This window comes from Pelagimonas phthalicica (assembly GCF_004364805.1).
GTDB lineage: Bacteria > Pseudomonadota > Alphaproteobacteria > Rhodobacterales > Rhodobacteraceae > Pelagimonas > Pelagimonas phthalicica.
The window spans coordinates 1,323,813-1,345,682 of record NZ_SOAP01000002.1 but is presented as its reverse complement, the minus strand read 5'-3'; the positions used below and the strand labels follow the sequence as shown (position 1 = coordinate 1,345,682).

At 57.9% G+C, this 21,870-nt stretch carries 19 protein-coding genes; 14 read left to right on the top strand and 5 right to left on the bottom strand.

Features of this window, described 5'->3' with window-relative positions; all coding sequences use genetic code 11:
• Window positions 1-124 precede the first annotated feature (124 nt).
• The 3 genes from CLV87_RS16690 to CLV87_RS16680 are packed head-to-tail and all read right to left on the bottom strand — an operon-like array spanning window position 125 to window position 2,981.
• The gene (locus tag CLV87_RS16690) at window positions 125-946 is read right to left on the bottom strand and encodes an NAD-dependent epimerase/dehydratase family protein (protein ID WP_099247182.1); all 822 of its coding nucleotides are present in this window, start codon (window positions 944-946) and stop codon (window positions 125-127) included.
• Window positions 943-1,764 (bottom strand): glycosyltransferase, encoded by an 822-nt coding sequence (locus tag CLV87_RS16685; RefSeq protein ID WP_099247179.1) that lies wholly within the window; start codon window positions 1,762-1,764, stop codon window positions 943-945. The genes CLV87_RS16690 and CLV87_RS16685 overlap by 4 nt, the downstream gene beginning before the upstream one ends.
• Complete coding sequence (locus tag CLV87_RS16680; protein ID WP_099247178.1) at window positions 1,761-2,981, bottom strand: NAD-dependent epimerase/dehydratase family protein; 1,221 nt, start codon at window positions 2,979-2,981, stop codon at window positions 1,761-1,763. Before CLV87_RS16680 ends, CLV87_RS16685 begins: the two co-directional genes overlap by 4 nt.
• A gap of 190 nt (window positions 2,982-3,171) precedes the next feature.
• Between CLV87_RS16680 and CLV87_RS16675 the strand changes: the two genes are divergently transcribed.
• From CLV87_RS16675 to CLV87_RS16630, 10 genes are all read left to right on the top strand, one after another.
• A complete protein-coding gene (locus tag CLV87_RS16675; RefSeq protein WP_099247176.1) occupies window positions 3,172-3,981 on the top strand; it encodes a UDP-2,3-diacylglucosamine diphosphatase in 810 nt (269 codons plus the stop codon).
• A gap of 12 nt (window positions 3,982-3,993) precedes the next feature.
• Window positions 3,994-5,220, top strand: coding sequence for a DUF3419 family protein (locus CLV87_RS16670; protein WP_099247174.1), 1,227 nt, complete (start codon window positions 3,994-3,996; stop codon window positions 5,218-5,220).
• Window positions 5,221-5,224: 4 nt separating this feature from the next.
• Window positions 5,225-5,863 (top strand): class I SAM-dependent methyltransferase, encoded by a 639-nt coding sequence (locus CLV87_RS16665; RefSeq protein WP_099247900.1) that lies wholly within the window; start codon window positions 5,225-5,227, stop codon window positions 5,861-5,863.
• 99 nt (window positions 5,864-5,962) lie between these two features.
• Window positions 5,963-7,036, top strand: coding sequence for a CobW family GTP-binding protein (locus CLV87_RS16660; RefSeq protein ID WP_099247898.1), 1,074 nt, complete (start codon window positions 5,963-5,965; stop codon window positions 7,034-7,036).
• Window positions 7,033-8,238 (top strand): GTP-binding protein, encoded by a 1,206-nt coding sequence (locus tag CLV87_RS16655; RefSeq protein WP_099247172.1) that lies wholly within the window; start codon window positions 7,033-7,035, stop codon window positions 8,236-8,238. Before CLV87_RS16660 ends, CLV87_RS16655 begins: the two co-directional genes overlap by 4 nt.
• Window positions 8,239-8,686: 448 nt before the next feature.
• Window positions 8,687-10,252 carry an ABC transporter substrate-binding protein gene (locus tag CLV87_RS16650; RefSeq protein WP_099247171.1) on the top strand — a complete coding sequence of 522 codons (1,566 nt, stop codon included), beginning with the start codon at window positions 8,687-8,689 and terminating at the stop codon, window positions 10,250-10,252.
• Window positions 10,253-10,323: 71 nt separating this feature from the next.
• Window positions 10,324-11,286 (top strand): ABC transporter permease, encoded by a 963-nt coding sequence (locus tag CLV87_RS16645; protein WP_099247169.1) that lies wholly within the window; start codon window positions 10,324-10,326, stop codon window positions 11,284-11,286.
• On the top strand, window positions 11,283-12,230 hold the full coding sequence (locus tag CLV87_RS16640; protein WP_099247167.1) for an ABC transporter permease: 948 nt from the start codon (window positions 11,283-11,285) through the stop codon (window positions 12,228-12,230). The genes CLV87_RS16645 and CLV87_RS16640 overlap by 4 nt, the downstream gene beginning before the upstream one ends.
• A gap of 9 nt (window positions 12,231-12,239) precedes the next feature.
• Window positions 12,240-13,937, top strand: a complete 1,698-nt coding sequence (locus CLV87_RS16635; RefSeq protein ID WP_099247165.1) for an ABC transporter ATP-binding protein — start codon at window positions 12,240-12,242, stop codon at window positions 13,935-13,937.
• Window positions 13,937-14,584 (top strand): glutathione S-transferase family protein, encoded by a 648-nt coding sequence (locus CLV87_RS16630; RefSeq protein ID WP_099247163.1) that lies wholly within the window; start codon window positions 13,937-13,939, stop codon window positions 14,582-14,584. The genes CLV87_RS16635 and CLV87_RS16630 overlap by 1 nt, the downstream gene beginning before the upstream one ends.
• Here CLV87_RS16630 and CLV87_RS16625 read toward each other — a convergent pair.
• Window positions 14,532-15,896: a sensor histidine kinase gene (locus CLV87_RS16625; RefSeq protein ID WP_099247161.1), complete on the bottom strand. Its 1,365-nt coding sequence runs from the start codon at window positions 15,894-15,896 to the stop codon at window positions 14,532-14,534. The two genes, CLV87_RS16630 and CLV87_RS16625, sit on opposite strands and share 53 nt — an antisense overlap.
• A complete protein-coding gene (locus tag CLV87_RS16620) occupies window positions 15,893-16,564 on the bottom strand; it encodes a response regulator transcription factor (RefSeq protein ID WP_099247159.1) in 672 nt (223 codons plus the stop codon). The genes CLV87_RS16625 and CLV87_RS16620 overlap by 4 nt, the downstream gene beginning before the upstream one ends.
• A gap of 147 nt (window positions 16,565-16,711) precedes the next feature.
• Between CLV87_RS16620 and CLV87_RS16615 the strand changes: the two genes are divergently transcribed.
• The 4 genes from CLV87_RS16615 (at window position 16,712) to CLV87_RS16600 (ending at window position 21,843) form a co-directional block, all read left to right on the top strand.
• Entirely contained in the window at window positions 16,712-17,800 is a 1,089-nt protein-coding gene (locus CLV87_RS16615; RefSeq protein WP_099247157.1) for a type 2 periplasmic-binding domain-containing protein, read from the top strand.
• 100 nt (window positions 17,801-17,900) lie between these two features.
• The gene (locus CLV87_RS16610; RefSeq protein WP_099247155.1) at window positions 17,901-19,931 is read left to right on the top strand and encodes a tripartite tricarboxylate transporter permease; all 2,031 of its coding nucleotides are present in this window, start codon (window positions 17,901-17,903) and stop codon (window positions 19,929-19,931) included.
• Window positions 19,928-21,028: a 4-oxalomesaconate tautomerase gene (locus tag CLV87_RS16605; RefSeq protein WP_099247153.1), complete on the top strand. Its 1,101-nt coding sequence runs from the start codon at window positions 19,928-19,930 to the stop codon at window positions 21,026-21,028. Before CLV87_RS16610 ends, CLV87_RS16605 begins: the two co-directional genes overlap by 4 nt.
• Entirely contained in the window at window positions 21,025-21,843 is an 819-nt protein-coding gene (locus tag CLV87_RS16600) for a universal stress protein (RefSeq protein WP_099247151.1), read from the top strand. Before CLV87_RS16605 ends, CLV87_RS16600 begins: the two co-directional genes overlap by 4 nt.
• The last annotated feature ends 27 nt before the right edge of the window (window positions 21,844-21,870 follow it).

The window sequence follows — 21,870 nt, the reverse complement described above, 5'->3', positions numbered from 1 at the left end:
TGCGGGTTAGGCCTCGGGAATTCGGGCAAAATCGGGCTGGGCAATCTCTCCGAAACGGGCGCAGAATCGGACAGATTGCTGTTTAAGATTTGGTTAAAGGGGCAGGGTTAAGGCAGCGAACGCTTCAGGTTTGACAGCGGATGATCTCATCTAGGGTTTGCTCCAAACCATCCCGCCCACGCGGGACCCAGCCAAGCGCACGCAGCTTATCTGTATTCATGGCGCTGACCTTGGAACTGTCTGAAAGCGAAGGGAAATTTCCGTTGATGCCGGAAAGATTGGCGTAAGTCTCCAGCAGATCGCGATGATCCAGAATGAAATCTGAAACGTTGAAAGTCTCTCCCCTGATGCCATTTTCAATTATAATATCAATGGCTTGTATCAGGTCCGCAATATGCACCTCCGTCCCGGCGCGCGCGCGACTCACTTTACCCGCTGCGAAATCAGCAAAAAGCCCTTGCCATTTATGCCCCCGCCCGGGAACCGGAGGCCCGTAAACACCGGTGATGCGCAGGCTAACCCCCAGATTTCCCAGCGCTTTTTCCGACTCGTGTTTGACCCGCCCATAAAGCGTATCGGGCCGCGCGGCCATATCCTCAAACAGCGCTGTCCCAGCCGGGTAATCACCATAAACCGCGCGGGTGGACAAAAAGATCACCTGACATCTCGCCCGCTCCGCCGCCTGCCAAAGGTTCAGCGTACCATGTTGATTCTTATGGATAAAATCACCTGGATTGTCCCCTTCGCCACCGCGATATTTGCCCGGAACATGGGCAAATCCGGCATGGATCAACACGTCAAACCCGCTCAGATCAACATCCTGCCCCAGCTGCCAATCAACATCCGCCTTGCGCCCAAACCGCGTAATATCATGATTTCCTTGACTAAAGTGCTGCGCGACAGGCTGCCCAAGCAACCCGCTGGCCCCGGTGATGGCGATCCTCATGATGGGTTGGAAAGCGTATTGAGATCAATGGCTTGGCCGCCATCTGCATAGTGCCGCCACAGCTCGATCAAGGGGCGCAATTGCTCTGACTTTTCATGATCCTGCCAGGGTTTTTCATACTGAAAATGCAGCACATGAATCGACGGCCAATGCCATAGATTTGGTAGGTTCATCCAAACATACTGCAGCATGTTGTAGGTCACCGGCAGCCCGTGCCAATCCGGGAAATTGCTTTGCAAGAATGTCTGATCCGTGCGTCGCCAGAAGGCCTCGGGCTGATCCAATTTTTCCAACATGTTTTCAAAGGTTTGCGGGTTTGGCTTGGCAGTGAAGACCCCGGAATTCAGCCGGTGAAAATCCCCCAAACCCTCGTAAACATTTGGCGCAGCACAGAATTCCGGATAGTCAAACAACCGATCGCAATTTTGCAAAACCAACGTATCCGCATCCAGAAACACCACGTTTTCATAGTCCAATTGCCACAACCTCAACTTGGCGAAATTGTCCAGCGGGGTGTGGAACTCTGGCTTTTTTCCCTTTGTAAACGGGGCTTTATCATGCATTACCTTGCGGGCGTGACGGGCGTTGAACGCTTCTGAAGTCGGCAAAAGCTCGGTCTTGATCAGACGTGCATCGCCCAATTGCGCCAGCGCGTCATCCGGCACGCCGCCCGTATAAAGCACCACCAAGTCAGCCCGCGTCTGAGTGAGCCGTAGAGAATACAGTAAGGCCTTGGCCCCCAAAGCAAAATCCGCGTTGGTGACCAAGGTGACATAGGCATTTTCGCTGCGCGCCGGGCGGTTTGCGACCCAGCTCATGAGACCGACCGAATGGCCCGCCCCTCGGGATCATGCTCGACCTTCTGCGACAGATCCTTGGTCCAGGCAGACACGGCCGGAACGCGGGAGCGATCCACGCGATAGGCGAATTTCTTCGCCACATCAACGACTTCGTCCAAGAGCCCCTCTTGCAAAGTGATCGGATCAAGGCCGAGTTCCAGGAATTGTTCGTTGCGCACGACCAGATCATTCTCAGCCGCTTCCTTGCGCGGATTGGGCAGATAGGCCACCTCGGCCCCGGTCATCATCGCCACCAGTTCGGCCAGATCACGCACCCGATGCGTTTCGGTCATCTGGTTAAAAATCCGCACGCGATCCCTAGCCTTGGGCGCATCCGCCAGCGCCAACTCAATACAACGCACCGAATCCTGGATGTGGATAAAGGCGCGTGTCTGCCCGCCTGTGCCGTGGACCGTCAGCGGGTGGCCAATTGCGGCTTGGATCAAAAACCGATTTAAAACAGTGCCATAGTCGCCGTCATAGTCGAAACGGTTGATCAGTTGATCATGGCGGCGGGTCTGGTCAGTATGGGTGCCCCAAACGATGCCCTGATGCAAATCGGTGATCCGCAGCCCATCATTTTGCGCGTAGAACTGGAACAGGATCTGATCCAGGCTCTTGGTCATGTGATAGACCGAGCCGGGCTTGGTCGGGTACAGGATCTCTTGGGTTGCGCGCCCACCATCGAGCTTGTCCAGCTCAACAGTCAAATAGCCCTCGGGGATCGCGGCACCGACGCTGGAATAGCCATAAACGCCCATCGTCCCAAGATGTACCAGATGCGCATCAATCCCGGTTTCTACAAGCGCTGCCAATAGGTTATGGGTCGCGTTGATATTGTTGTTGACGGTATAGACCTTGTGGCGGTCGCTTTTCATAGAATAGGGCGCGGCGCGCTGTTCGGCAAAGTGGATCACCGCGTCAGGGGCGTTTTCACCCATCCAGGTTTTCAGCCGTTCATATTCCGAAGACAGATCAAGCAGGTGGAAGTTCAAGCGACGACCGGTCAACTCGTGCCAGACGCGGCAACGTTCCTGGATCGAGTCCATCGGGGTCAGCGATTGCACCCCAAGCTCTGTATCAATCCAGCGTCTCGATAGGTTGTCGATGATGTGAATCTCATGTCCAAGATGTGACAAATGCAGCGCTGTGGGCCAACCTACAAAGCCGTCTCCGCCAAGAATTGCGATTTTCATGCCATGCTCCTTGTTTTGGCGCTGGCTATCAATGGGGTGTAACAATTTGGCGACGGGCGGCGGAATTACGCCCGCCCAAACCCCGCGACCTGACCCAAGGCCAAGCGCAGAAAATCCGTCATGAAACCGTCACTGCGCTGTCACATGCAGCGCCTAAGCCCTGCGCAATCGCACCTCGGAGGCGGAGTTGATGATCAACCGTACTTTGTTCTTGTCCGATATCCATCTTGGCACCCGAGGGTGCAGCGCAGAGTTGCTATTGGACTTTCTCAAGGAACATGACGCGGACACGATCTATCTCGTTGGAGATATCTTTGACGGCTGGGCGCTGCGCCGCGGCTGGCATTGGCCGCAAAGCCATAACGACGTGGTGCAAGAGCTGCTGCAGCGCGCCCATGACGGCAAACGCATAGTCTTTGTGCCCGGCAATCATGACGAGGTGATGCGCAATTATCTTGGCACTCATTTTGGTGGGATCGAGGTGATGCGCACCGCCGATTTCACCGCTTTGGACGGCAAACGCTATCTGGTCACGCATGGGGATCAGTTTGACGCCGTGGTGATGAATGCCAAGTGGATCGCCCATCTTGGCGACCGTGCCTATGAATTTCTGATCTGGCTCAACCCCAAGATCAATCGCATCCGCTCACTTTGGTCTGGGCGCTATTGGTCTTTGTCAAAATGGGCCAAGCAGCAGGTGAAATCTGCGGTGAACTTTATCGGTGAGTACGAAGATGTCCTGGCCGAAGAGGCGCGGCGCGGCAATTATGATGGCGTGATCTGCGGCCATATTCACCACGCCAATATCAAGACCATCAACAACATCCTTTACGTCAATACAGGCGATTGGGTCGAAAGCTGCACGGCGGTGATCGAACGCCCGAATGGTCGGCTGGAACTGATTGATTGGGAAGCGAAAATCGCGGCCAACAAAGAACGCCCGCGCCGCAGAAATCGCCCGAAAACCAAGAAGAACAGCCTTGTCGATGTGCAGGGTTAAACAGGATTTATCATGACTTCACTCCCTTCCGTCAGCGAGCAAATCGGTGCCGCCGTCAACCAGAATGATGCGCTTAGCAAAGAGGGGCTGCTGGAGCGTTTGTTCGCGCGCCTGTTCCACGGCTTGGTCTATGCGCAGATCTGGGAGGACCCGGTTGTTGACATGGAGGCGCTGCAATTGGGGCCGCAGGATAACGTGGTTTGCATCGCCTCGGGGGGCTGTAACCTGTTGTCGTATCTGACGGCGGATGTGGCCTCCATCACTGCGGTTGATCTGTCGCCGGCCCATGTGGCGGTGAACCGGATGAAGCTGGCGGCGGTGCAGTATTTGCCCGACCACAAGGCGGTTTACGACATGCTGGGGCATGCCAATTTGCGCGACAATGTTCTGGCTTTTGACACCTATGTCGCCCCGCATTTGGACGCTGAAACTCTGGCTTGGTGGAATGGCCTGACCCTGCGCGGTCGGCGCAAGATGATGCTGGCGCGCGGGTTCTACCACTACGGGCTTTTGGGGCGGTTTTTGTCCGTGGTGCATCTGGTCACGCGGATTGCGCGGGTCGATTTCGCCCCCTTGCTGCGCGCCAAAACGCTGGCAGAGCAGGCGGCGTTTTTTGACCGCGAAATCGCGCCGCTTTATGACAGCCGTTTTGTGAAATTCGTGGCCCGCCGCCGCGCCTCTTTGTTCGGGCTGGGCATTCCCCCGGCGCAATATGACAAACTGGCGGCGGATGCTGGGGGTGACGTGATCCCGGTGCTTAAGGAACGGACGCGCAAGCTGTTTTGCGACTTCCCGATTGCCGAGAATTACTTTGCCTGGCAGGCCGCCAATCGCGGCTATCAGCCGGACGGGCAGGGCTCCGTCCCGCCCTATCTGGAGGCACAGAATTTTGCCGCTGTGCGCGCCAATGCGCCCCGCGCCACTGTGCTGAACCAATCCCTGACCGATATGCTGGCGCAGCAACCCGCTGCGTCCAAAAGCGCCTATGTCTTGCTGGATGCGCAGGACTGGATGAATGATGATCAGCTCAATGCACTCTGGTCCGAGATCACGCGCACAGCCGCCCCCGGCGCGCGGGTGATTTTCCGCACCGGTGGGGCAGATGACATTCTGCCGGGCCGGGTGCTGCCTGAGGTGTTGGATCGCTGGGCCTATCAGCAAGAGGCTTCAAAACGCGGTTTCCAGAATGACCGCAGCGCGATTTACGGCGGCTTCCATCTTTATGAATTCCAAGGGTGACGTGATGGCGGACAGCACGACACATCATGGGGCCTTGATGGATGGTATCTATCGCCGTCAGCGCCTGATTTATGATGTGACCCGCAAATATTACCTGCTGGGGCGGGATCATCTGATTGATCAGATGCACCCCGAACCCGGCGCGCATATACTCGAGATCGCCTGCGGGACCGGGCGCAATCTGGATCTGATTGGTCGCCGCTATCCGGGGCGGGTTTTGTATGGTGTCGATATCTCGTCCGAGATGTTGATAAACGCGCACAACAAGCTGGGCGCACGTGCAAGTTTTGCGCAGGGCGATGCCTGTGCTTTTGATCCCGAAACCCTGTTCGGGCAGGCGCGGTTTGACCACATTGTCATGTCCTATAGCCTGTCGATGATCCCGGATTGGCAGGCCGCCATTGCCGAGGCCCTGCGCCATCTTGAACCGGGCGGCACCCTGCATATCGTTGATTTTGGCGATCAAGCGCGGCTGCCGCGCTGGTTCAAGGCGGGTCTGCGCAATTGGCTGGCTCGGTTTCATGTTACGCCCCGCGACGGGCTTGCGGATGTGATATGCGCGCAAACCGGGGTGGAGGTGACGTTTTTGCCGCTCTATCGCGGCTATGCGCAGTATGCACGGGTCACCAAATCACCCGCGTGACAGTCGGCAATTGCTTGCAAAGCCTTGCTATGCGGGCTTGCCTGTCGTCATGTTATAATATAACAGATCACATCTGACGTCATAACCATGGGGCCTGGTGTGAAAGATACGCGCATTCCTGTTACTTTGCTCACCGGATTTCTCGGGGCGGGCAAAACCACATTGCTCAACCGCATCCTGCATGAGTCCGGTGAACGCATCGCAGTGATCGTCAATGAATTCGGTGAGGCCGGGCTGGATCATGACCTGATCGAAACCGCCTCGGACGATGTCATTCTGATGGCGTCGGGCTGCCTGTGCTGCACGGTGCGAGGGGAGTTGGCGGATACCGTTTTGCAATTGCTGCATCGGCGTGAATCCGGCTCGTTCGAGTTTGACAGGATTGTTATTGAAACCACCGGTCTGGCCGATCCCGGCCCGATTATGCAGACCATGGTTGTTGATCGCGGGCTGGCACGGTTTGCACGCTTGGACGGGGTTGTCACCCTGGTGGATGCCGCCAACGGAGCGACCACTCTGGACGCCCAGTTTGAGGCCGTGTCACAGGTCGCCGTGGCCGATTTGATCGTTCTCAGCAAGACCGACCTTGTCATGTCTGAACAAGTGGCGGTTTTGGAGGCGCGGCTCAAAAGCTTGAACCCCAATGCGCGCATTCTTCATTCGGTCAGCGGTGAAAACGTCATCGATCACATGTGGGATCTGAGCGGTGTGAGCGAAGGCGTCGCCCCGGCCCAAGCCGTGTCCTGGCTGGCCGCTCCGACAACTCCGACGGCGGACCCATTTGCCAACCTGTCCGGGTTTGCCAATAAAACCCCCGAGCCATCCCCGTTCAATCCGCATGACACCCGTATTGGCACGGCGTCGATCATTCTGGATGAGCCCCTTGAGGATCGCCAGTTTGACGCCTGGTTGAACACGCTGATTTCGTTGAAAGGCCCTGATATTTTGCGGGTCAAAGGCATTGTCTTTCTGAAGGGGATCGACATGCCTTTTGTCTTTCACGGCGTGCAAAAGATCTTTACCCCGCCGATGCCGATCCGCGATTGGCCCAGCGATGACCGTCGTTCGCGCATCGTGGTGATCGCCCGCGACATCACACGACCCGAATTGCAGCGCAGCTTTGACATGCTGCGCGGAACCTTCTCCTCCGAAAAAGAGCCTGCATCCTCATGAAAGATATCAATCCCAACGACTCCCGTCTTCCGGTCACTGTTCTCTCCGGCTTTTTGGGCGCGGGTAAGACCACGCTGCTGAACCGTGTCTTGAACAATCGCGATGGCCGCCGTGTTGCTGTCATTGTGAATGACATGTCCGAAGTGAATATCGACGCCGATCTGGTGCGCGAAGGCACCGAGCTGTCGCGTTCGGAGGAGACTTTGGTTGAAATGTCCAATGGCTGCATTTGCTGCACCCTGCGTGACGATCTGCTGAAAGAGGTGCGCAAGCTGTCCGAAGAGGGGCGGTTTGACTATCTGTTGATCGAATCCACCGGGATCTCGGAGCCGCTGCCCGTCGCGGCGACCTTTGATTTTCGCGATGAAGAGGGTGAAAGCCTGTCGGACGTGGCCCGGTTGGACACGATGGTGACGGTTGTTGATGCGGTCAACCTGCTCGAAGATTTCTCGAGCCATGATTTTCTGAGTGATCGCGGCGAATCCCTGGGCGATGATGATGATCGCAGCCTGGTCAGCCTACTGACCGAGCAGATCGAGTTTGCCGATGTGGTGATCCTGAACAAGGTGTCCGATGCGGGCCCTGAGCGGGTGAAAAACGCGCTCAAGATCATTCGCGCGCTGAATGGTGACGCCAAGATCATCGAAACCGATCATTCCGACGTCTCTGCCGAGACCATTCTGGACACGGGCCTGTTTGATTTTGACACGGCGCATGAGCATCCGATGTGGGCCAAGGAGCTTTATGGCTTTGCCAATCACACGCCGGAAGACGAAGAATACGGCATCACCTCTTTTGCCTATCACGCCCGCGCACCGTTTCACCCGCGCAAGCTCTATGAGGTGTTGAACGGTGATTTGCCGGGTGTGATCCGCGCCAAGGGCCATCTTTGGGTGGCGACACGTCCGGATTGGGCGATTGAATACAGTCTGGCCGGGGCACTGTCCTCGATCAAACCTTTGGGGCGCTGGTGGGCCTCTGTCCCGCAGGAACGCCTGCCCACGCATCCCCAAGCTCAGGCCGAAATTGCGCGCAATTGGGTAGAGCCTTGGGGGGATCGCCGGCAGGAGATCGTGTTTATCGGCACGGGCCTGGATCGCGAGGCGATTTGTGCACGTTTGAACTCGGCGCTGTTGGACGTGGATGATTTCATGCCGATTGACTGGTTCGAACTGGACGATCCGCTGCCGCAATGGGGCTGACCCTTATCCGATACATCAAACGGCCCAAAGAAGTTTGGGCCGTTTTGCTTTTGTGACCCTGGCGCGGTCCAAAGCTGACCATCGCCGGCGTTACCTGTTCGAGTTTTGATCATTCCTGTTCGTTCCTGTTCACTTTCCCGTGTGCATCCTGGGGCGTTTGACCGTCAGTAAGGGCCTTTTCACACTGTCCGAACCGACGGCCAGTTCCGACAGTGCCTGAGAAAATAGCCTTGAAAATATGAGTCCAAGGCGTGCTCAACTCTTCCTTTGATAGCACGATCTTGGGCCTCAAACCGGATGTCTGAAGCTGTTCGCTTGGCCGTGAGCAAAGGTGATTGCCACATGTCCCTTTGATCGATTGCGCTATCATACCCGAACGCGGTGGCCCGGATCGATTCGCATTTGACGATGCTTGACCCGGCTTTTCGCGCGATTTCGGGGAGAGAACATGTTCAAACTATTCGCATCTACTGCTTTGACGCTGTGCCTGGCTGGCGCGGCCTCGGCGGAAACATTCAAATGGGCGGGCACGACGGATCCGCAAACAATGGACCCGCATGCGGTCAACTCTGCGCCGGTTCTGGGGTTCCTGAACAACGTTTACGAGGGCCTGGTGCGCCGGGGCAAAGACATGGCGGTTGAGCCTGCTTTGGCCACCTCCTGGGAGCCGATTGGCGTGGGCGAAGGCTGGCGTTTCAACCTGCGCAAGGGCGTGAAATTCCACGATGGCGCGGATTTCACCGCTGAGGATGTGCTGTTCAGCTATCAGCGTGCCTCATCCGAAGCCTCGGACACACGCAGCTGGTTTGCGCCTGTGGCGGATGTGAAGGTGGTGGATGATTACACGGTCGACATCCTGACCTCTGCCCCCAATCCGATCTTTCCGGATTCCATCGCCAACTGGATGATGATGGACAAAGGCTGGGCCGAAGCCAACAGCACGGCGCTGCCAGATAAGGAAAACGGTAACTACGCCACGTTGAATGCCAATGGCACCGGGGCGTTTATGCTCAAGGATCGCCAGCCCGGTTTGACCACAACCCTGGCCCCGTTTGATGGCTGGTGGGATGAGGCGGAACACAACATCACCGAGGCGGTATTCACCCCCATCGACAACCCGGCCACCGCTGTGGCGGCGCTGTTGTCTGGTGATGTGGATATGATCAACCCGGTGCCCATTCAGGATGCCGCCCGTGTGGATGAACGTGACGGCACCAAGGTCATTCGCGGGATTGAGGCGCGTGTGATCATGCTGGGCTTTGGTCAGGACCGGGATGAGCTGAAATACACCGCCATGGCCGGACAGCCCAACCCGTTCAAGGATGCCCGCGTTCGCGAAGCCGTGGCCAAGGCGATCAATGTCGATGCGATCCTGAAAACCATCATGCGGGGCAGCGCCGAACCTGCTAGCCAGTTGGTCAGCCCTGCCATGCGCGGCTTTTCCGATGCCTTGGCCGCACGTCCCGCCTATGACGTGGCCGGTGCCAAGGCGCTCTTGGCCGAAGCGGGCTATGGCGATGGGTTCTCCTTTGGTCTGAAATGCCCCAACAACCGTTACCTGAACGACGAAGCGGTGTGTCAGGCGGTGACGGGCATGTTGGCGCAGGTGGGAATCAAGGCCGAGCTCGACGCCATGCCGGTGCAGAACTACTGGCCCGAACTGCGCGCCGACAATTTCGACATGTATCTGCTGGGCTGGTCGCCGGGCACATTTGACCACGAACACCCGGTGCGGTTCCTCGTGACCACGCCAAACCCTGAGAAAAAGCTGGGTTCGTGGAACTTTGGCGGGTTCTCAAACGCGCGCGTGGATGAGCTGTTGCCGATGGTCCAGTCCGAGATCGACGATGGCAAACGCCAAGCCATGATGGATGAGATCACCTCGATCTATCAGTCTGAACACGCCTATGTGCCGATGTATGTGCAACCGCTGGTTTGGGGCGCGCAGGACAATATCGAGCTGACACAGCGCCCGGATAACTTTTTCATCCTGCGCTGGGTCACCGTGAACTGACTTTCAGCTCGCTTAAAAGAGCAGAGCGCCCCTAAGCTGGGGCGTTCTTTACCGCCTGCGGGTTTCAAGAAATGCTGTCATATATCATCCGCCGCGTCCTTCAATCAGTGCTGGTGTTGCTGATCGTGGGGTTGGTGGCCTTTGCCATGTTCACCTTTATGGGTGATCCGATCGACAATATGCTGGGGCAGGAACGCACTCAGGAAGATGTGGATCGTTTGCGCGCCCGGTTGGGTTTGGACCAGCCCTTTGTGGTGCAATATGTCAAATTCATCCTAAGCGCCTTGCAGGGCAATTTTGGTGTGTCTTACGAACAGGGGCGTCCTGTGGCGCAGATCCTGGCCGAGCGCGCTCCGGCGACGCTGGAGCTTGCGCTGGTCTCGGGCGTGTTCGCGCTGGGGGCGGGGATCGTGCTGGGCGTGTTCACAGCCATCCGCCGCAACGGATTTATGGCGCAGATGGTTATGACCATCAGTCTGGTTGGCGTGTCGCTGCCAACATTCTTGATTGGCATCCTGCTGATCTACCTCTTTTCAGTTGAACTTGATTGGCTGCCCAGCTTTGGCCGCGGCGAGGTGGTGGATCTGGGCGGGTGGACGACCGGATTTCTGACAACCAGCGGGCTGCGCGCCCTGATCTTGCCCGCGATCACTCTGGGCCTGTACCAGATGACCCTGATCATGCGGCTGGTCCGGTCGCAAATGCTTGAGGTGCTGCGGCAGGACTACGTCCGATTTGCCCGCGCCCGTGGACTGCCAGAGCGGGCCGTGCTGTTTCGCCATGCGCTGAAAAACACCATGGTGCCGGTGATTACGGTGGCGGGCTTGCAGCTGGGATCCATCATCGCCTTTGCCATCATCACCGAGACGGTGTTTCAATGGCCCGGTGTCGGGTTGCTTTTCATCAACGCCATTCAGTTTGTCGATATCCCGGTTATGGCCGCCTATCTGATGCTGATTTCCGTGATGTTTGTCGGGATCAACCTACTGGTTGACCTGCTATATGTCGCTATTGACCCGAGGTTGCGCACATGACGACGAGTTCCGAGCAAACGGCCAAGCCCAAATCCATGCTCGCCCGCGCCTGGGACAGCGATGTGGGATACAGTTTCCGTCATTCGCCAGTCGCGATCATTTCAAGCACGGTGGCTTTACTACTCATCCTCGCGGCGGTTTTCGCGCCGCTTTTGGCCGTGATGAACCCGTTTGATCCGGCCAGCCTGAACCTGTTGAACGGATTCACCCCACCGCTGTCACAGGCGGAATTCAGTCCGGATTGGTTCCTGCTTGGCACCGATGATCAGGGGCGCGACGTGTATTCGACCATCCTTTACGGGATGCGGATATCGTTGTTTGTCGGCTTTGCCGCTGTGGCGCTGGGCATGGTGATCGGGATCACGCTGGGCTTGATCTCGGGCTATTTTGGCGGCTGGGCGGATGCCATCATCATGCGGATTGCCGATGTGCAGCTGACCTTTCCCTCGATCCTTGTGGCGATGCTGATTTTCGGTGTCGCCAAGGGGGTCACCCCGGTGGAGTATCGCGACCAACTGGCGATCTGGGTGCTGATCCTGGCGATTGGCTTGTCTGACTGGGTGCAATTTGCCCGGGTGGTGCGGGGTGCGACACTGGTGGAAAAGAACAAGGAATATGTTCAGGCGGCGCGGCTGATGGGGCGAGGGGCGCTGCCGATCCTGTTTCGCCACATCCTGCCCAATGTCATGTCGCCGGTTCTGGTGATTGCTACCATTTCACTGGCCTTGGCCATCATTGCCGAGGCGACGTTGTCTTTCCTCGGGGTCGGGGCCCCGGCCACGCAGCCAAGCTTGGGCACGCTGATCCGCATTGGCCAAGGGTTCCTGTTCTCGGGCGAATGGTGGATCTTGGTCTTTCCTGCGGTGACCCTGCTGGCCTTGGCGCTATCCGTGAACCTGTTGGGCGATTGGCTGCGCGACGCCTTGAACCCGAAATTGCGATAGAGGCTGGTCATGTCACTTCTCGAGATCAAGGATCTGACTGTTGAATTCCCCACTCGCCGTCAACGCTTTGTCGCGGTGGCTTCGGCGGATCTGGTGGTGGAGCCCGGTGAAATCCACGGGCTGGTTGGCGAAAGCGGGGCAGGGAAGTCCACCATTGGTGCGGCCATCATGGGGTTGCTTGAGGCACCAGGGCGCATCACCGAAGGGGAAATTGCTCTGAATGGCAGCGCGATCAGCGGGTTGGATCAGGATGCCATGCGGGCACTGCGCGGCAACCGGATCAGCATGATCTTTCAGGACCCGCTGACCTCGCTGAACCCGCTTTTCACGGTCCGCCAGCAATTGGTGGAAACCATCTTGACCCATCTTGATGTGTCCGGAGAAGAGGCCGACCAGCGCGCCCGTGACCTGTTGGACCGCGTCGGTATTCCCGACCCGGACACCCGTCTAGACCAATATCCGCATCAGTTTTCCGGTGGGATGCGGCAGCGGGTGGTGATTGCGCTGGCTTTGTGCTCTGAGCCCGAAGTGATCATCGCGGACGAACCGACAACCGCGCTGGATGTGGCCGTGCAGGCGCAAATCCTTGACCTCATTCGGGAATTGGCAGAGGAGCGGCAGGTTGGGGTGATCCTGATTACCCATGATATGGGCGTGATTGCCGACACGACCGATCGGGTCACGGTGATGTATCAGGGCGAAGTGGTCGAAACGGGGCCAACCGATCAAGTTATCGGCGACCCGCAGCATCTTTATAGCCAGTCGCTGATTGCTGCGGTGCCGCGCCCCAATGAGCCGCGCCATCGCTTTCCTCAGATCAGCTATGGTGGGCGGCAAACCCGCTTTGCCATCGAAGATATTGCTCGCAATTGGCCACGCCAAGATGCCGATCCCGACACCCCCTTGATCAAGGTGCAAAACCTGTCGAAACGCTTTCTGGAGAAGCGCAGCCTGATCCCGGGCAAAAGCACCTATTTCACCGCTGTCGATGATGTCAGTTTTGACATTTTCCCGGGCGAAGTCTTTGGCATTGTTGGGGAAAGCGGGTCGGGGAAATCCACCATCGCGCGGCTTATCAGCGGGCTGCATCGGGTTGATGGCGGCGTGGTTCACTTTCGCGGCCAAGAGGTAAGCGATCTGTCCAACAAAGCGGTTCAGGCGGCCTTTCGGCAGGAAATTCAGATGATTTTCCAGGATCCGTTTTCATCGCTGAATCCGCGTATGCGGGTGGACCAGATCATCGCAGAACCGATCCATCACCACCGGTTGCTCAGCGGCAGCGCCGTCAAAACCCGCGTGGCCGAACTGTTGGAGCAGGTCGGAATGGGGGCGGAGGCGGGTTTCAAATACCCGCATGAGTTTTCCGGCGGGCAGCGTCAGCGTATTTGCATCGCCCGAGCATTGGCCACCCAACCGCAATTCCTGATTTGTGACGAGCCCACCTCGGCCTTGGATGTGTCCATTCAGGCGCAAATCCTAAATATCCTTAAGGATTTGCAAGAGCATCTGGGTCTGACCCTGCTCTTTATCAGCCATGATTTGCCGGTGGTGCGTCAGATGTGTTCGCGTGTTGCCGTGATGAAGAATGGTCAAATGGTCGAACTGCAGGCGACCGAGGATCTGTTTGCTCGGCCAAAGACAGAATACACGCGCGAATTGCTGTCCCTGATGCCGCGTTTGGACGCCTTGCAAAGCAGTGGCTCCTGATGCGCCTATACGGCTTTGATACGGTTAATACGTTCAAGGTGTTGATCATGCTCGAGGAAATTGGCCAGCCCTATGCGTTCGACCCAATCGATATCCGGGCAGGCGAACAGCACAGCCCCGGTTTTCGTGCGCTCAACCCCAATGGCAAAGTGCCGGTTCTGGTGGTCGAGGAGGAGGTGCTGGTCGAATCTGCTGCGATCTTGATGTTTCTGGCGGATCGTTCAGGCTTTGGCTTGGCCAAAACCGGCTGGCAGCGACAAAAGGGGCTGGAATGGTTGATGTTTCAGGCCTCAACCCAAGGGCCTTTGTTTGGCCAGTTGGAATATTGGGTTGAGCTGGCGGGCGACCCGAACCCCGAGATGCAAAGCCATTACCGCGCCATCTGCCAAAAGATCCTTGTGCAGATGGAGAGCCGTTTGGAACAGACCACTTGGTTCGACGGAGCCGATTACGGCATCGCCGATATTGCGCATTACACTTGGATGATGCGGGCATCGCGGCTTGGGCTTGATCTGAATGACTGCCCACATGTCCGCGCCTGGATGTTGCGGATCGACAAACGCCCGGCGGTGATGCGAGCCACTCGGGATGCTTTCAGCCCTTTGCCATCCTCATCGTCAAGCTCGCCCCGGTCTCAACCGGATTGATGGTCAAAGACCCACCATGCTGCTCAGCCACGGTCGCAGCAATGGCAAGGCCCAGACCACTGCCATCAGAGGGTTCTACCTGTGAAAACCGCCCCAAGGCGGCTTCGGCATTGTCCGGCGACAGGCCTTTTCCGTCATCACTGACCGTAATGGCGATATGCTTATCCTCGTCACGCAACGTGACCGAAATCATGCTCAGCCTGGCCCCGCCATGTTTAAACGCATTGTCGATCAGGTTCTTGAGGGCTTCGGAAATAAAGACTTGGTCGCCTTTGATCGGAACCGTGCCTTCGGGGGCCGAAAGTTCGAATTCCAAACCTTGCGAGAGCAATTCAGGCCCGATTTGCGCGCAGACCTCTTGAACGGTTTCGTTCAGGTCAAACCGGGTGAACTGGCTGTCCGGAACGGGTTGGCGCAATCGATCCATAGACAGCAATTGGTTGGTGATGCGGGTGGATTGGCGCGCGGCGGTGATCAGAGCGTCCAGACGTTCTTGGCGATCTTCCGGTGTCGGGGAATCGCGCAAGGTTTCCGCCATGGACAGCACCGCAGCGGCGGGGTTGCGCAATTGATGCGCGGCGTTCGAGATAAAGACCTGATGCGCGTTCATGCTGCCTTGGATCTTTTCCAAGAGGTGGTTGAGCGTGGCCACAACCCCCTGAACCTCGACGGGAACGCTGCGTTTGATCTGGCTGAGATCATCGGGGGAACGGACGGAAATCGCTTGTTGCAGATCAAGAAGCGGGCGCAGGCCCAGATGCACGCCGAACCAGACCACCAAAGCCAGGGTCAGGATCAACCCGGCCATCAGGCTGATGGCGCGGCGCGCGATTTGGGCGGCAAACTCCTCGCGTTCGGCCATACGCTGCCAGACCGTCACGGTCGCATTGCCCGAGATGCCGTCAATCGATACGCGTTCAATGATCCGCAAGACTCGAACTGGTTCATTGCGATAGCTGGCGCGGTCATAATGGGGGCGCTGCAGCTCGGCCTTGGCGGTTGAGGCCACAGCCGGGGGATAGGCATAGCCGGTGACGTAAATCCCGTCCGGACCAGTGGCGTGGTAAAACACCTCGCCGCCTGCGGCATCGTGGATCAAACCACTGGTGGTCGGTGACAAAAGATCACCGCCCGAAATGGTTACATCGCGCGAAATGGCCAGGGCGGCGGACAGCAATGAACGATCAAACAGGTCCTCGGCGGTGGCCTGCGCAACGTTGTAGCGCCAGATGCCAAGCATGATCGATACCAGAAGCAGGGGTATCATGATCAGGGCAAAGAGCCGTTGGCGCAGGGAATAGGTGCGGGTCATTCGCGCAGCTCTTCGAGCATGTAACCAAGGCCGCGCGCGGTTTTGATCGCAACGCCGTAATCGGCCAAGCGACGTCTGAGCCTTGAGACCAGCGGCTCGACCGCGGTTTGATCAACATCCGCGCCGATGCCATAAACATGATCGGTCAGCAGCGTTTTGGAGACGATGCGGCCGCGCCGTTCCAGAAGGCATTCCAACACCGCCAATTCCTTGCGCGGAATATCCAGCGGCACGCCTTCGACGCTGACCTGCCGGGCGGTGCGATCAAAGGTGATATTGCCAATATTGTCCTGCGCGCCGAATTCCAGGTTCTTGCGGCGGGTCAGCGCGCGAATGCGCGCCTCAAGCTCGTCCATTTCAAACGGTTTCACCAGATAATCATCCGCGCCCAGATCCAACCCGGCAACCCTGTCGCTGGTTTCGCTGCGTGCGGTCAGCAAAATGACAGGTGCGCTGTCACCCCGCGCCCGAAGCGCGCGAAGAATGTCGAGACCGCTTTTGCCCGGCAAATTGATATCGAGCACCACAAGGTCCGCCCCTTCCTGCGCCAGGAAAGCATCCGCCTCGGCTCCGTCATGCAGCACATCCGCCGCGTGCCCCCGATCACGCAAACGGTAAGAGATCGCTTTGGCAAGAGACTCGTTGTCTTCGACGATGACGATCCGCATTTTCACTCCCTTTGGCTGCGTGCAAGGTTCACGCAAGGTTGGCCCATCATGTTCAGCAGATCGTTGGGGGAATCAATCCCCCTCATTTGTCGAACATTGTCGCTTTGGAGGCACGGACGTGTTTGACTGGTCATTAGGGAGGAACATATGACCGTTCTCAAATCCACACGCAACGCCGTGCTCGGCCTGATTGCAGCCGCCGGTCTGGCGATGCCTGCCCAAGCCGACGTCGATTTCTCGGGTAAGACCATCGAATGGGTCATCCCCTTTTCTGAAACAGGTGGTTCGGCCAAATGGGCCAACTTCTTTGCCCCGCTTTTGGGTGAGGCGCTGCCGGGTCAGCCGACCGTTGTCGTGAAATTCATGCCCGGTGCTGGTTCGACCAAAGGGGCGAATTGGTTCCAGAAGCAAAAGGATGGGGACGGTACGCTGTTGTTCGGCTCGTCCGGGTCTACGCAGTTCCCCTATCTCTTGGGTGATCCGCGGGTGCGTTATGAATACAATGACTGGAACGCGGTCATGGCGTCGGGCACCGGAGGTGTTGCCTATCTGAATGCCGAAGACGGGGCCAAGTTTGATGGCTCTGCCAATGCTTTGCAGGACACCGATTTCATCTATGGCTCGCAAGGGGCAACCCGTCTGGACCTCGTGCCGCTTTTGGCCTGGAAAATGCTCGGCATGAATGTCGAGCCGGTTTTTGGCATCAAAGGGCGCGGCGATGGCCGTCTGATGTTTGAACGTGGCGAGGCCAATATCGATTACCAAACCTCTTCGGGTTACCTGAAAGGGTCGACCGCGCTTGTGGATGCAGGCAAGGCCGTTCCGATGATGACCTGGGGTGCCTTGGACGAAAATGGCGAGATCGTGCGCGATCCGACCTTCCCGGACATTGCAACCTTCAAAGAGGTTTGTGAGGCGACCGAAGGCTGTGAAACCTCGGGCGAAGCGTGGGATGCGTGGAAAGCCTTCTTTGTCGCGGGCTTCCCGGTGCAGAAACTGGCCTTCCTGCCTGCGGGCACTCCGGATGACATCATTGCAGCCTACACCAAAGCGTTTCAGGACGTTGTCGCGCGCGACGATTTTGCCGAGATTTCGTCCAAACGTGTTGGCAAATATTCGGTCTTTACCGGTGGGGGCGCGCAGACAGCCCTGGGCACCGCGACCAATGTTCCGGCAGAGGCCAAGGCCTATGTCACGAATTGGCTGAGCGAAGCTTATGGCGTTACGCTGAAATAAGCTGGACTTAGGTCAAATCGGCACCAGGCGCGCCTGTTCACCCCTGTAACGGGCGCGCCACCCTTCTGAAAATCCTGACATTTTTTTGAAAGCGAGTCCCATGGAGATGTTCGCAACCGCACTTCCTGCGCTTGGAGAGGCGTGGGCATTGATCTTGCAACCTGTCGTGCTGGGTTATCTGGTGCTTGGCGTGGTGATGGGGCTGGCGGTCGGGGTTTTCCCCGGTCTCGGCGGCATTGCAGGCCTGTCCCTATTGCTGCCTTTCATGTTTGGCATGGACCCAATTCTGGGCCTGGCTTTGATGATCGGCATGGTGGCGGTTGTGCCGACCTCTGACACGTTTGCCTCGGTCCTGATGGGCATTCCCGGCAGCTCGGCCTCTCAGGCGACGGTTCTCGACGGGTTTCCCATGGCCAAAAACGGTCAGGCGGCGCGGGCGCTGTCGGCTGCTTTTGCGTCGTCGCTGTTTGGCGGGCTGGTCGGAGCCTCGTTTCTGACGGTATTCATTCTGGTCGCGCGTCCCGTGGTTTTGGCCTTTGGCCTGCCCGAGATGCTGATGATCACCATTCTGGGCCTGTCCATGGTGGCCGTGCTTGCCGGGCGTATCCCGCTCAAAGGGCTGGCGGCGGCGGGTTTGGGCCTGATGATCGGCACTATTGGCGAAGCGGATGCCGGCGGCTCCCTGCGCATGGCCAGCTATGACATTCCCTATCTCGCGGATGGTCTGAAACTGGTCATCGTCGGTCTTGGCATCTTTGCGGTTCCCGAAATTGTCTCGCTCCTGCGTCAGGATCGCTCTATCGCCAAAGGGGCTTCGCTTGGGGCGGGGTGGCTGGATGGGGTCAAAGATTGGTTCGCCAATATCTGGCTGTCCATTCGGTGCTCGATCATCGGTGTGGTCGTGGGCATCATTCCGGGCCTTGGGGGCTCGGTCGTTGATTGGATCGCCTATGGTCATTCCGTGCAAACCACCAAGGACAAAACAAAGTTCGGCAAGGGTGAAGTGCGCGGCGTGATTGGGCCCGAAAGCTCCAACAACGCCAAAGAGGGCGGTGGGCTGGTTCCGACACTGCTGTTCGGCATCCCCGGTTCCGGCTCTATGGCGATCTTCATCGGCGCGGTTGCTTTGCTGGGGTCTGGCGATATCGAAGTCGGCCCGGGCATGCTCAAGGACAATCTCGACATCACCTATTCCATCGTCTGGCTTTTGGCGCTGGCCAATGTTGTTGGCACGATCATCTGCATCGCGGCCTCGGGTGGCATCGCCAAGCTGACCACGATCCGCTTTACCTATCTTGCGCCCTTCCTGTTCATGCTAATCAGCTTTGCCGCCTTCCAGTCGGGTCAGAATTTCGAAGACCTTCTGGCGCTGTTTGCCATCGGGTTGATCGGGATTTTCCTGCGCCGTTTTGACTGGTCGCGTCCGGCCTTTCTGATTGGGTTCGTTCTGTCCAACCCGGTGGAAAAATTCACCAATCAGGCGTTCCAGATCGCCAGCTTCCGCTTTCGCAAAAGCTTTGAAGAAGGCATGGAATACGTGTTCAGCCCCATTGTGATCGTGCTGATCATTATCACCGTGATCTCTGTGGTGCTGGGTATTCGGCAGGCCAAAACGATCATGGCCGAGGGCGATGTACAGTCCGGAGCCAAGCGCGCGCCGCTGGTCTTTCTGCTGGTTATCGCAGGCTACCTGATCTTTGCGCTGATCAATGCCAATATGATCCCCGACTACAATATGACGGATAAGATCATCCCCTTGGTTATTGGCGGGTTTTCTCTGGCCTGTTGTGTAATCCTGTTGGTCCAGATGATGCGTCGCCCCGAAGGTGACACGATCTTTGCCGACAAAGAGGTGGCGGGTGAGGATGCGGATGCGCCTTTTGGGTTGTGGTCCACCTTGGCCTGGTTTGCTGGTCTGATTGCGGCCACCTGGTTTGTCGGCTTCATTCTGGCCTTGATCGGTTTCCTCATCAGCTTCCTGCGGGTGCGTGCCGGGGCCGGCTGGGGCAAGACATTGCTGCTGACCGCCTGCGGGATCGGGTTCATGTGTCTGATGGCGGGAGCGCTCAATCGCGACTTTCCTCCTGGGCTTTTGCAGGGGGCGGTTGATCTGCCATGGCCGCTCAAATGACCCAGACAGCGATTCCCTATCTCTTTATGCGTGGTGGCACATCGCGCGGGCCATATTTCCGGCGCGAGGATCTGCCAGAGGATCTGGATACACTGGCCAAGGTGCTCGTGGCTGCGCTGGGCTCGGGTCATGCGTTGAATATCGACGGGATCGGCGGCGGAGCCGCCGTGACCACCAAGGTTGCCATGCTGTCTGAAAGCGATGATGACTGGGCGGATGTGGATTACTTCTTTGCCCAGGTTTCGGTCGAAGACAGCACCGTGGATTTCAAACCAACCTGCGGCAATATCCTGTCAGGTGTTGGACCCGCGGCGATTGAACTGGGGCTTGTCCCGGCAACCGACACTGTGACCGAGCTGCGCATTCGCGCGGTCAATACCGGCGCGCGGGTCACGGCCCAGGTGCAAACCCCCGGCGGTCAGTTGACCTTTGACGGCGAGACCGAGATCGCAGGCGTTCCGGGGGCGTCGGCACCCATTGCGCTGAATTTCATGGGGGTTGTCGGGTCCTCGACCGGGGCGTTTTTGCCGACAGGCAATGTGCGCGACCTGATCGACGGAATCGAAGTGACCTGCATGGATGTCGCTATGCCTCTGGTGATCGCACGGGCCGAGGATTTTGGCCTGACCGGTTATGAAAGCGCGGCGGAACTGGATGATAACACAGCGTTCTTTGCACGAATGGAGGCAATCCGGATCAAGGCCGGGGCCTTGATGGGGATGGGCGATGTGTCCAAATCGGTGACGCCGAAATTTGGCCTTTTGTCCCCGGCACGAGATGGCGGAAGCATCGCGGTGCGCTATTTCATGCCCTGGAAAACCCACCCGACCATGGCCGTTACAGGGGCGCAATGTCTGGCCTCTTGCGCACTGACCCCAGGGTCCGTGGCCGAAGGCATGTTGGCGCGGCCAAATGAAAACCCTGCCAGATTGGTGCTGGAACACGCGTCGGGAACAATCGACGTGTTGGTGGATTTTTCCATGGATGACGGGTTTGCGCTGAATTCAGCGGGCCTGGTGCGCACGGCAAGAAAACTGGCAGACGGGCATGTCTATGTTCCTGCCAGCGTCTGGGCCGGACAAGGAGACAGAAAATGAGCATGCGCAATATCTTGGTGGCCTTTAACGGGTCTGACAGTTCGGTCGCGGCATTGAAATATGCCGCGTCTCTTGCGCGGGGCGAGGGGTATGTCACGGCGCTTGTGGCCCATGCCCAGCATGAAAGCTTTGACAGCCGCGCCCGCTGGGTACCGGACAAGGCGCGCGAGATCATCGCACAGGCCAATGCAGATCTTTTGGCAGGGATCGCCAATCGGTTTGAAGCGTTACAGGCTGAGCTTGGTCTGGGGGAACGGTTGCACTTCGAACAGGTTGCTGGACGTGTCGATACGGTCCTTGCGGAAACCGCGCGGACCTATGATTTGATCGTCGTCGGGCAGGATGGTGTTGGTGAGGCGGATGATCACGTTTCCATCCATCCCGATCGCATTGCTCTGCTCAGCGGTCGACCGGTCATCGTTGTTCCCCAAGACCATGATGCGGAGGCCAGCCACACCCATGCGGTGCTGGCCTGGGACGCCAGCCGCGCCTCGGCGCGGGCCCTGTCGGACAGCCTTGGATTGCTCGAAGATCAAGGGCGGGTGACTGTGTTGACGGTTGGCGAAAACACCGCGTCACGGCCCGTTGATGATGTGCTCAGGCATTTGGATCGGCATAAGGTGCAGGCTGAACATCAGCCCATCGCATCTGAGCCGGGCGTGGCCCGCGCCTTGATCGCTTATTGCCAGCAAACCGATCCCTGCCTGTTGGTTATGGGGGCCTATGAGCATTCCAAATTCCGTGAGGATTTTCTGGGCGGCGTGACGGCGCGAGTCTTGCGCGAAACGCCTGTGCCGGTTCTGTTGTCTCACTGATACCCGTCCTAACGCCTTTCCCTGGCA

Bases quoted from the DNA above. Each gene is read 5' to 3' on its own strand.
- CLV87_RS16655 (WP_099247172.1), top strand. From the start codon at position 7,033: ATGAAAGATATCAATCCCAACGACTCCCGTCTTCCGGTCACTGTTCTC.
- CLV87_RS16650 (WP_099247171.1), top strand. From the start codon at position 8,687: ATGTTCAAACTATTCGCATCTACTGCTTTGACGCTGTGCCTGGCTGGC.
- CLV87_RS16625 (WP_099247161.1), bottom strand. From the start codon at position 15,896: ATGACCCGCACCTATTCCCTGCGCCAACGGCTCTTTGCCCTGATCATG.
- CLV87_RS16640 (WP_099247167.1), top strand. From the start codon at position 11,283: ATGACGACGAGTTCCGAGCAAACGGCCAAGCCCAAATCCATGCTCGCC.
- CLV87_RS16600 (WP_099247151.1), top strand. From the start codon at position 21,025: ATGAGCATGCGCAATATCTTGGTGGCCTTTAACGGGTCTGACAGTTCG.
- CLV87_RS16675 (WP_099247176.1), top strand. From the start codon at position 3,172: ATGATCAACCGTACTTTGTTCTTGTCCGATATCCATCTTGGCACCCGA.
- CLV87_RS16610 (WP_099247155.1), top strand. From the start codon at position 17,901: ATGGAGATGTTCGCAACCGCACTTCCTGCGCTTGGAGAGGCGTGGGCA.
- CLV87_RS16635 (WP_099247165.1), top strand. From the start codon at position 12,240: ATGTCACTTCTCGAGATCAAGGATCTGACTGTTGAATTCCCCACTCGC.
- CLV87_RS16690 (WP_099247182.1), bottom strand. From the start codon at position 946: ATGAGGATCGCCATCACCGGGGCCAGCGGGTTGCTTGGGCAGCCTGTC.
- CLV87_RS16615 (WP_099247157.1), top strand. From the start codon at position 16,712: ATGACCGTTCTCAAATCCACACGCAACGCCGTGCTCGGCCTGATTGCA.
- CLV87_RS16605 (WP_099247153.1), top strand. From the start codon at position 19,928: ATGACCCAGACAGCGATTCCCTATCTCTTTATGCGTGGTGGCACATCG.
- CLV87_RS16685 (WP_099247179.1), bottom strand. From the start codon at position 1,764: ATGAGCTGGGTCGCAAACCGCCCGGCGCGCAGCGAAAATGCCTATGTC.
- CLV87_RS16620 (WP_099247159.1), bottom strand. From the start codon at position 16,564: ATGCGGATCGTCATCGTCGAAGACAACGAGTCTCTTGCCAAAGCGATC.
- CLV87_RS16630 (WP_099247163.1), top strand. From the start codon at position 13,937: ATGCGCCTATACGGCTTTGATACGGTTAATACGTTCAAGGTGTTGATC.
- CLV87_RS16680 (WP_099247178.1), bottom strand. From the start codon at position 2,981: ATGAAAATCGCAATTCTTGGCGGAGACGGCTTTGTAGGTTGGCCCACA.
- CLV87_RS16665 (WP_099247900.1), top strand. From the start codon at position 5,225: ATGGCGGACAGCACGACACATCATGGGGCCTTGATGGATGGTATCTAT.
- CLV87_RS16670 (WP_099247174.1), top strand. From the start codon at position 3,994: ATGACTTCACTCCCTTCCGTCAGCGAGCAAATCGGTGCCGCCGTCAAC.
- CLV87_RS16645 (WP_099247169.1), top strand. From the start codon at position 10,324: ATGCTGTCATATATCATCCGCCGCGTCCTTCAATCAGTGCTGGTGTTG.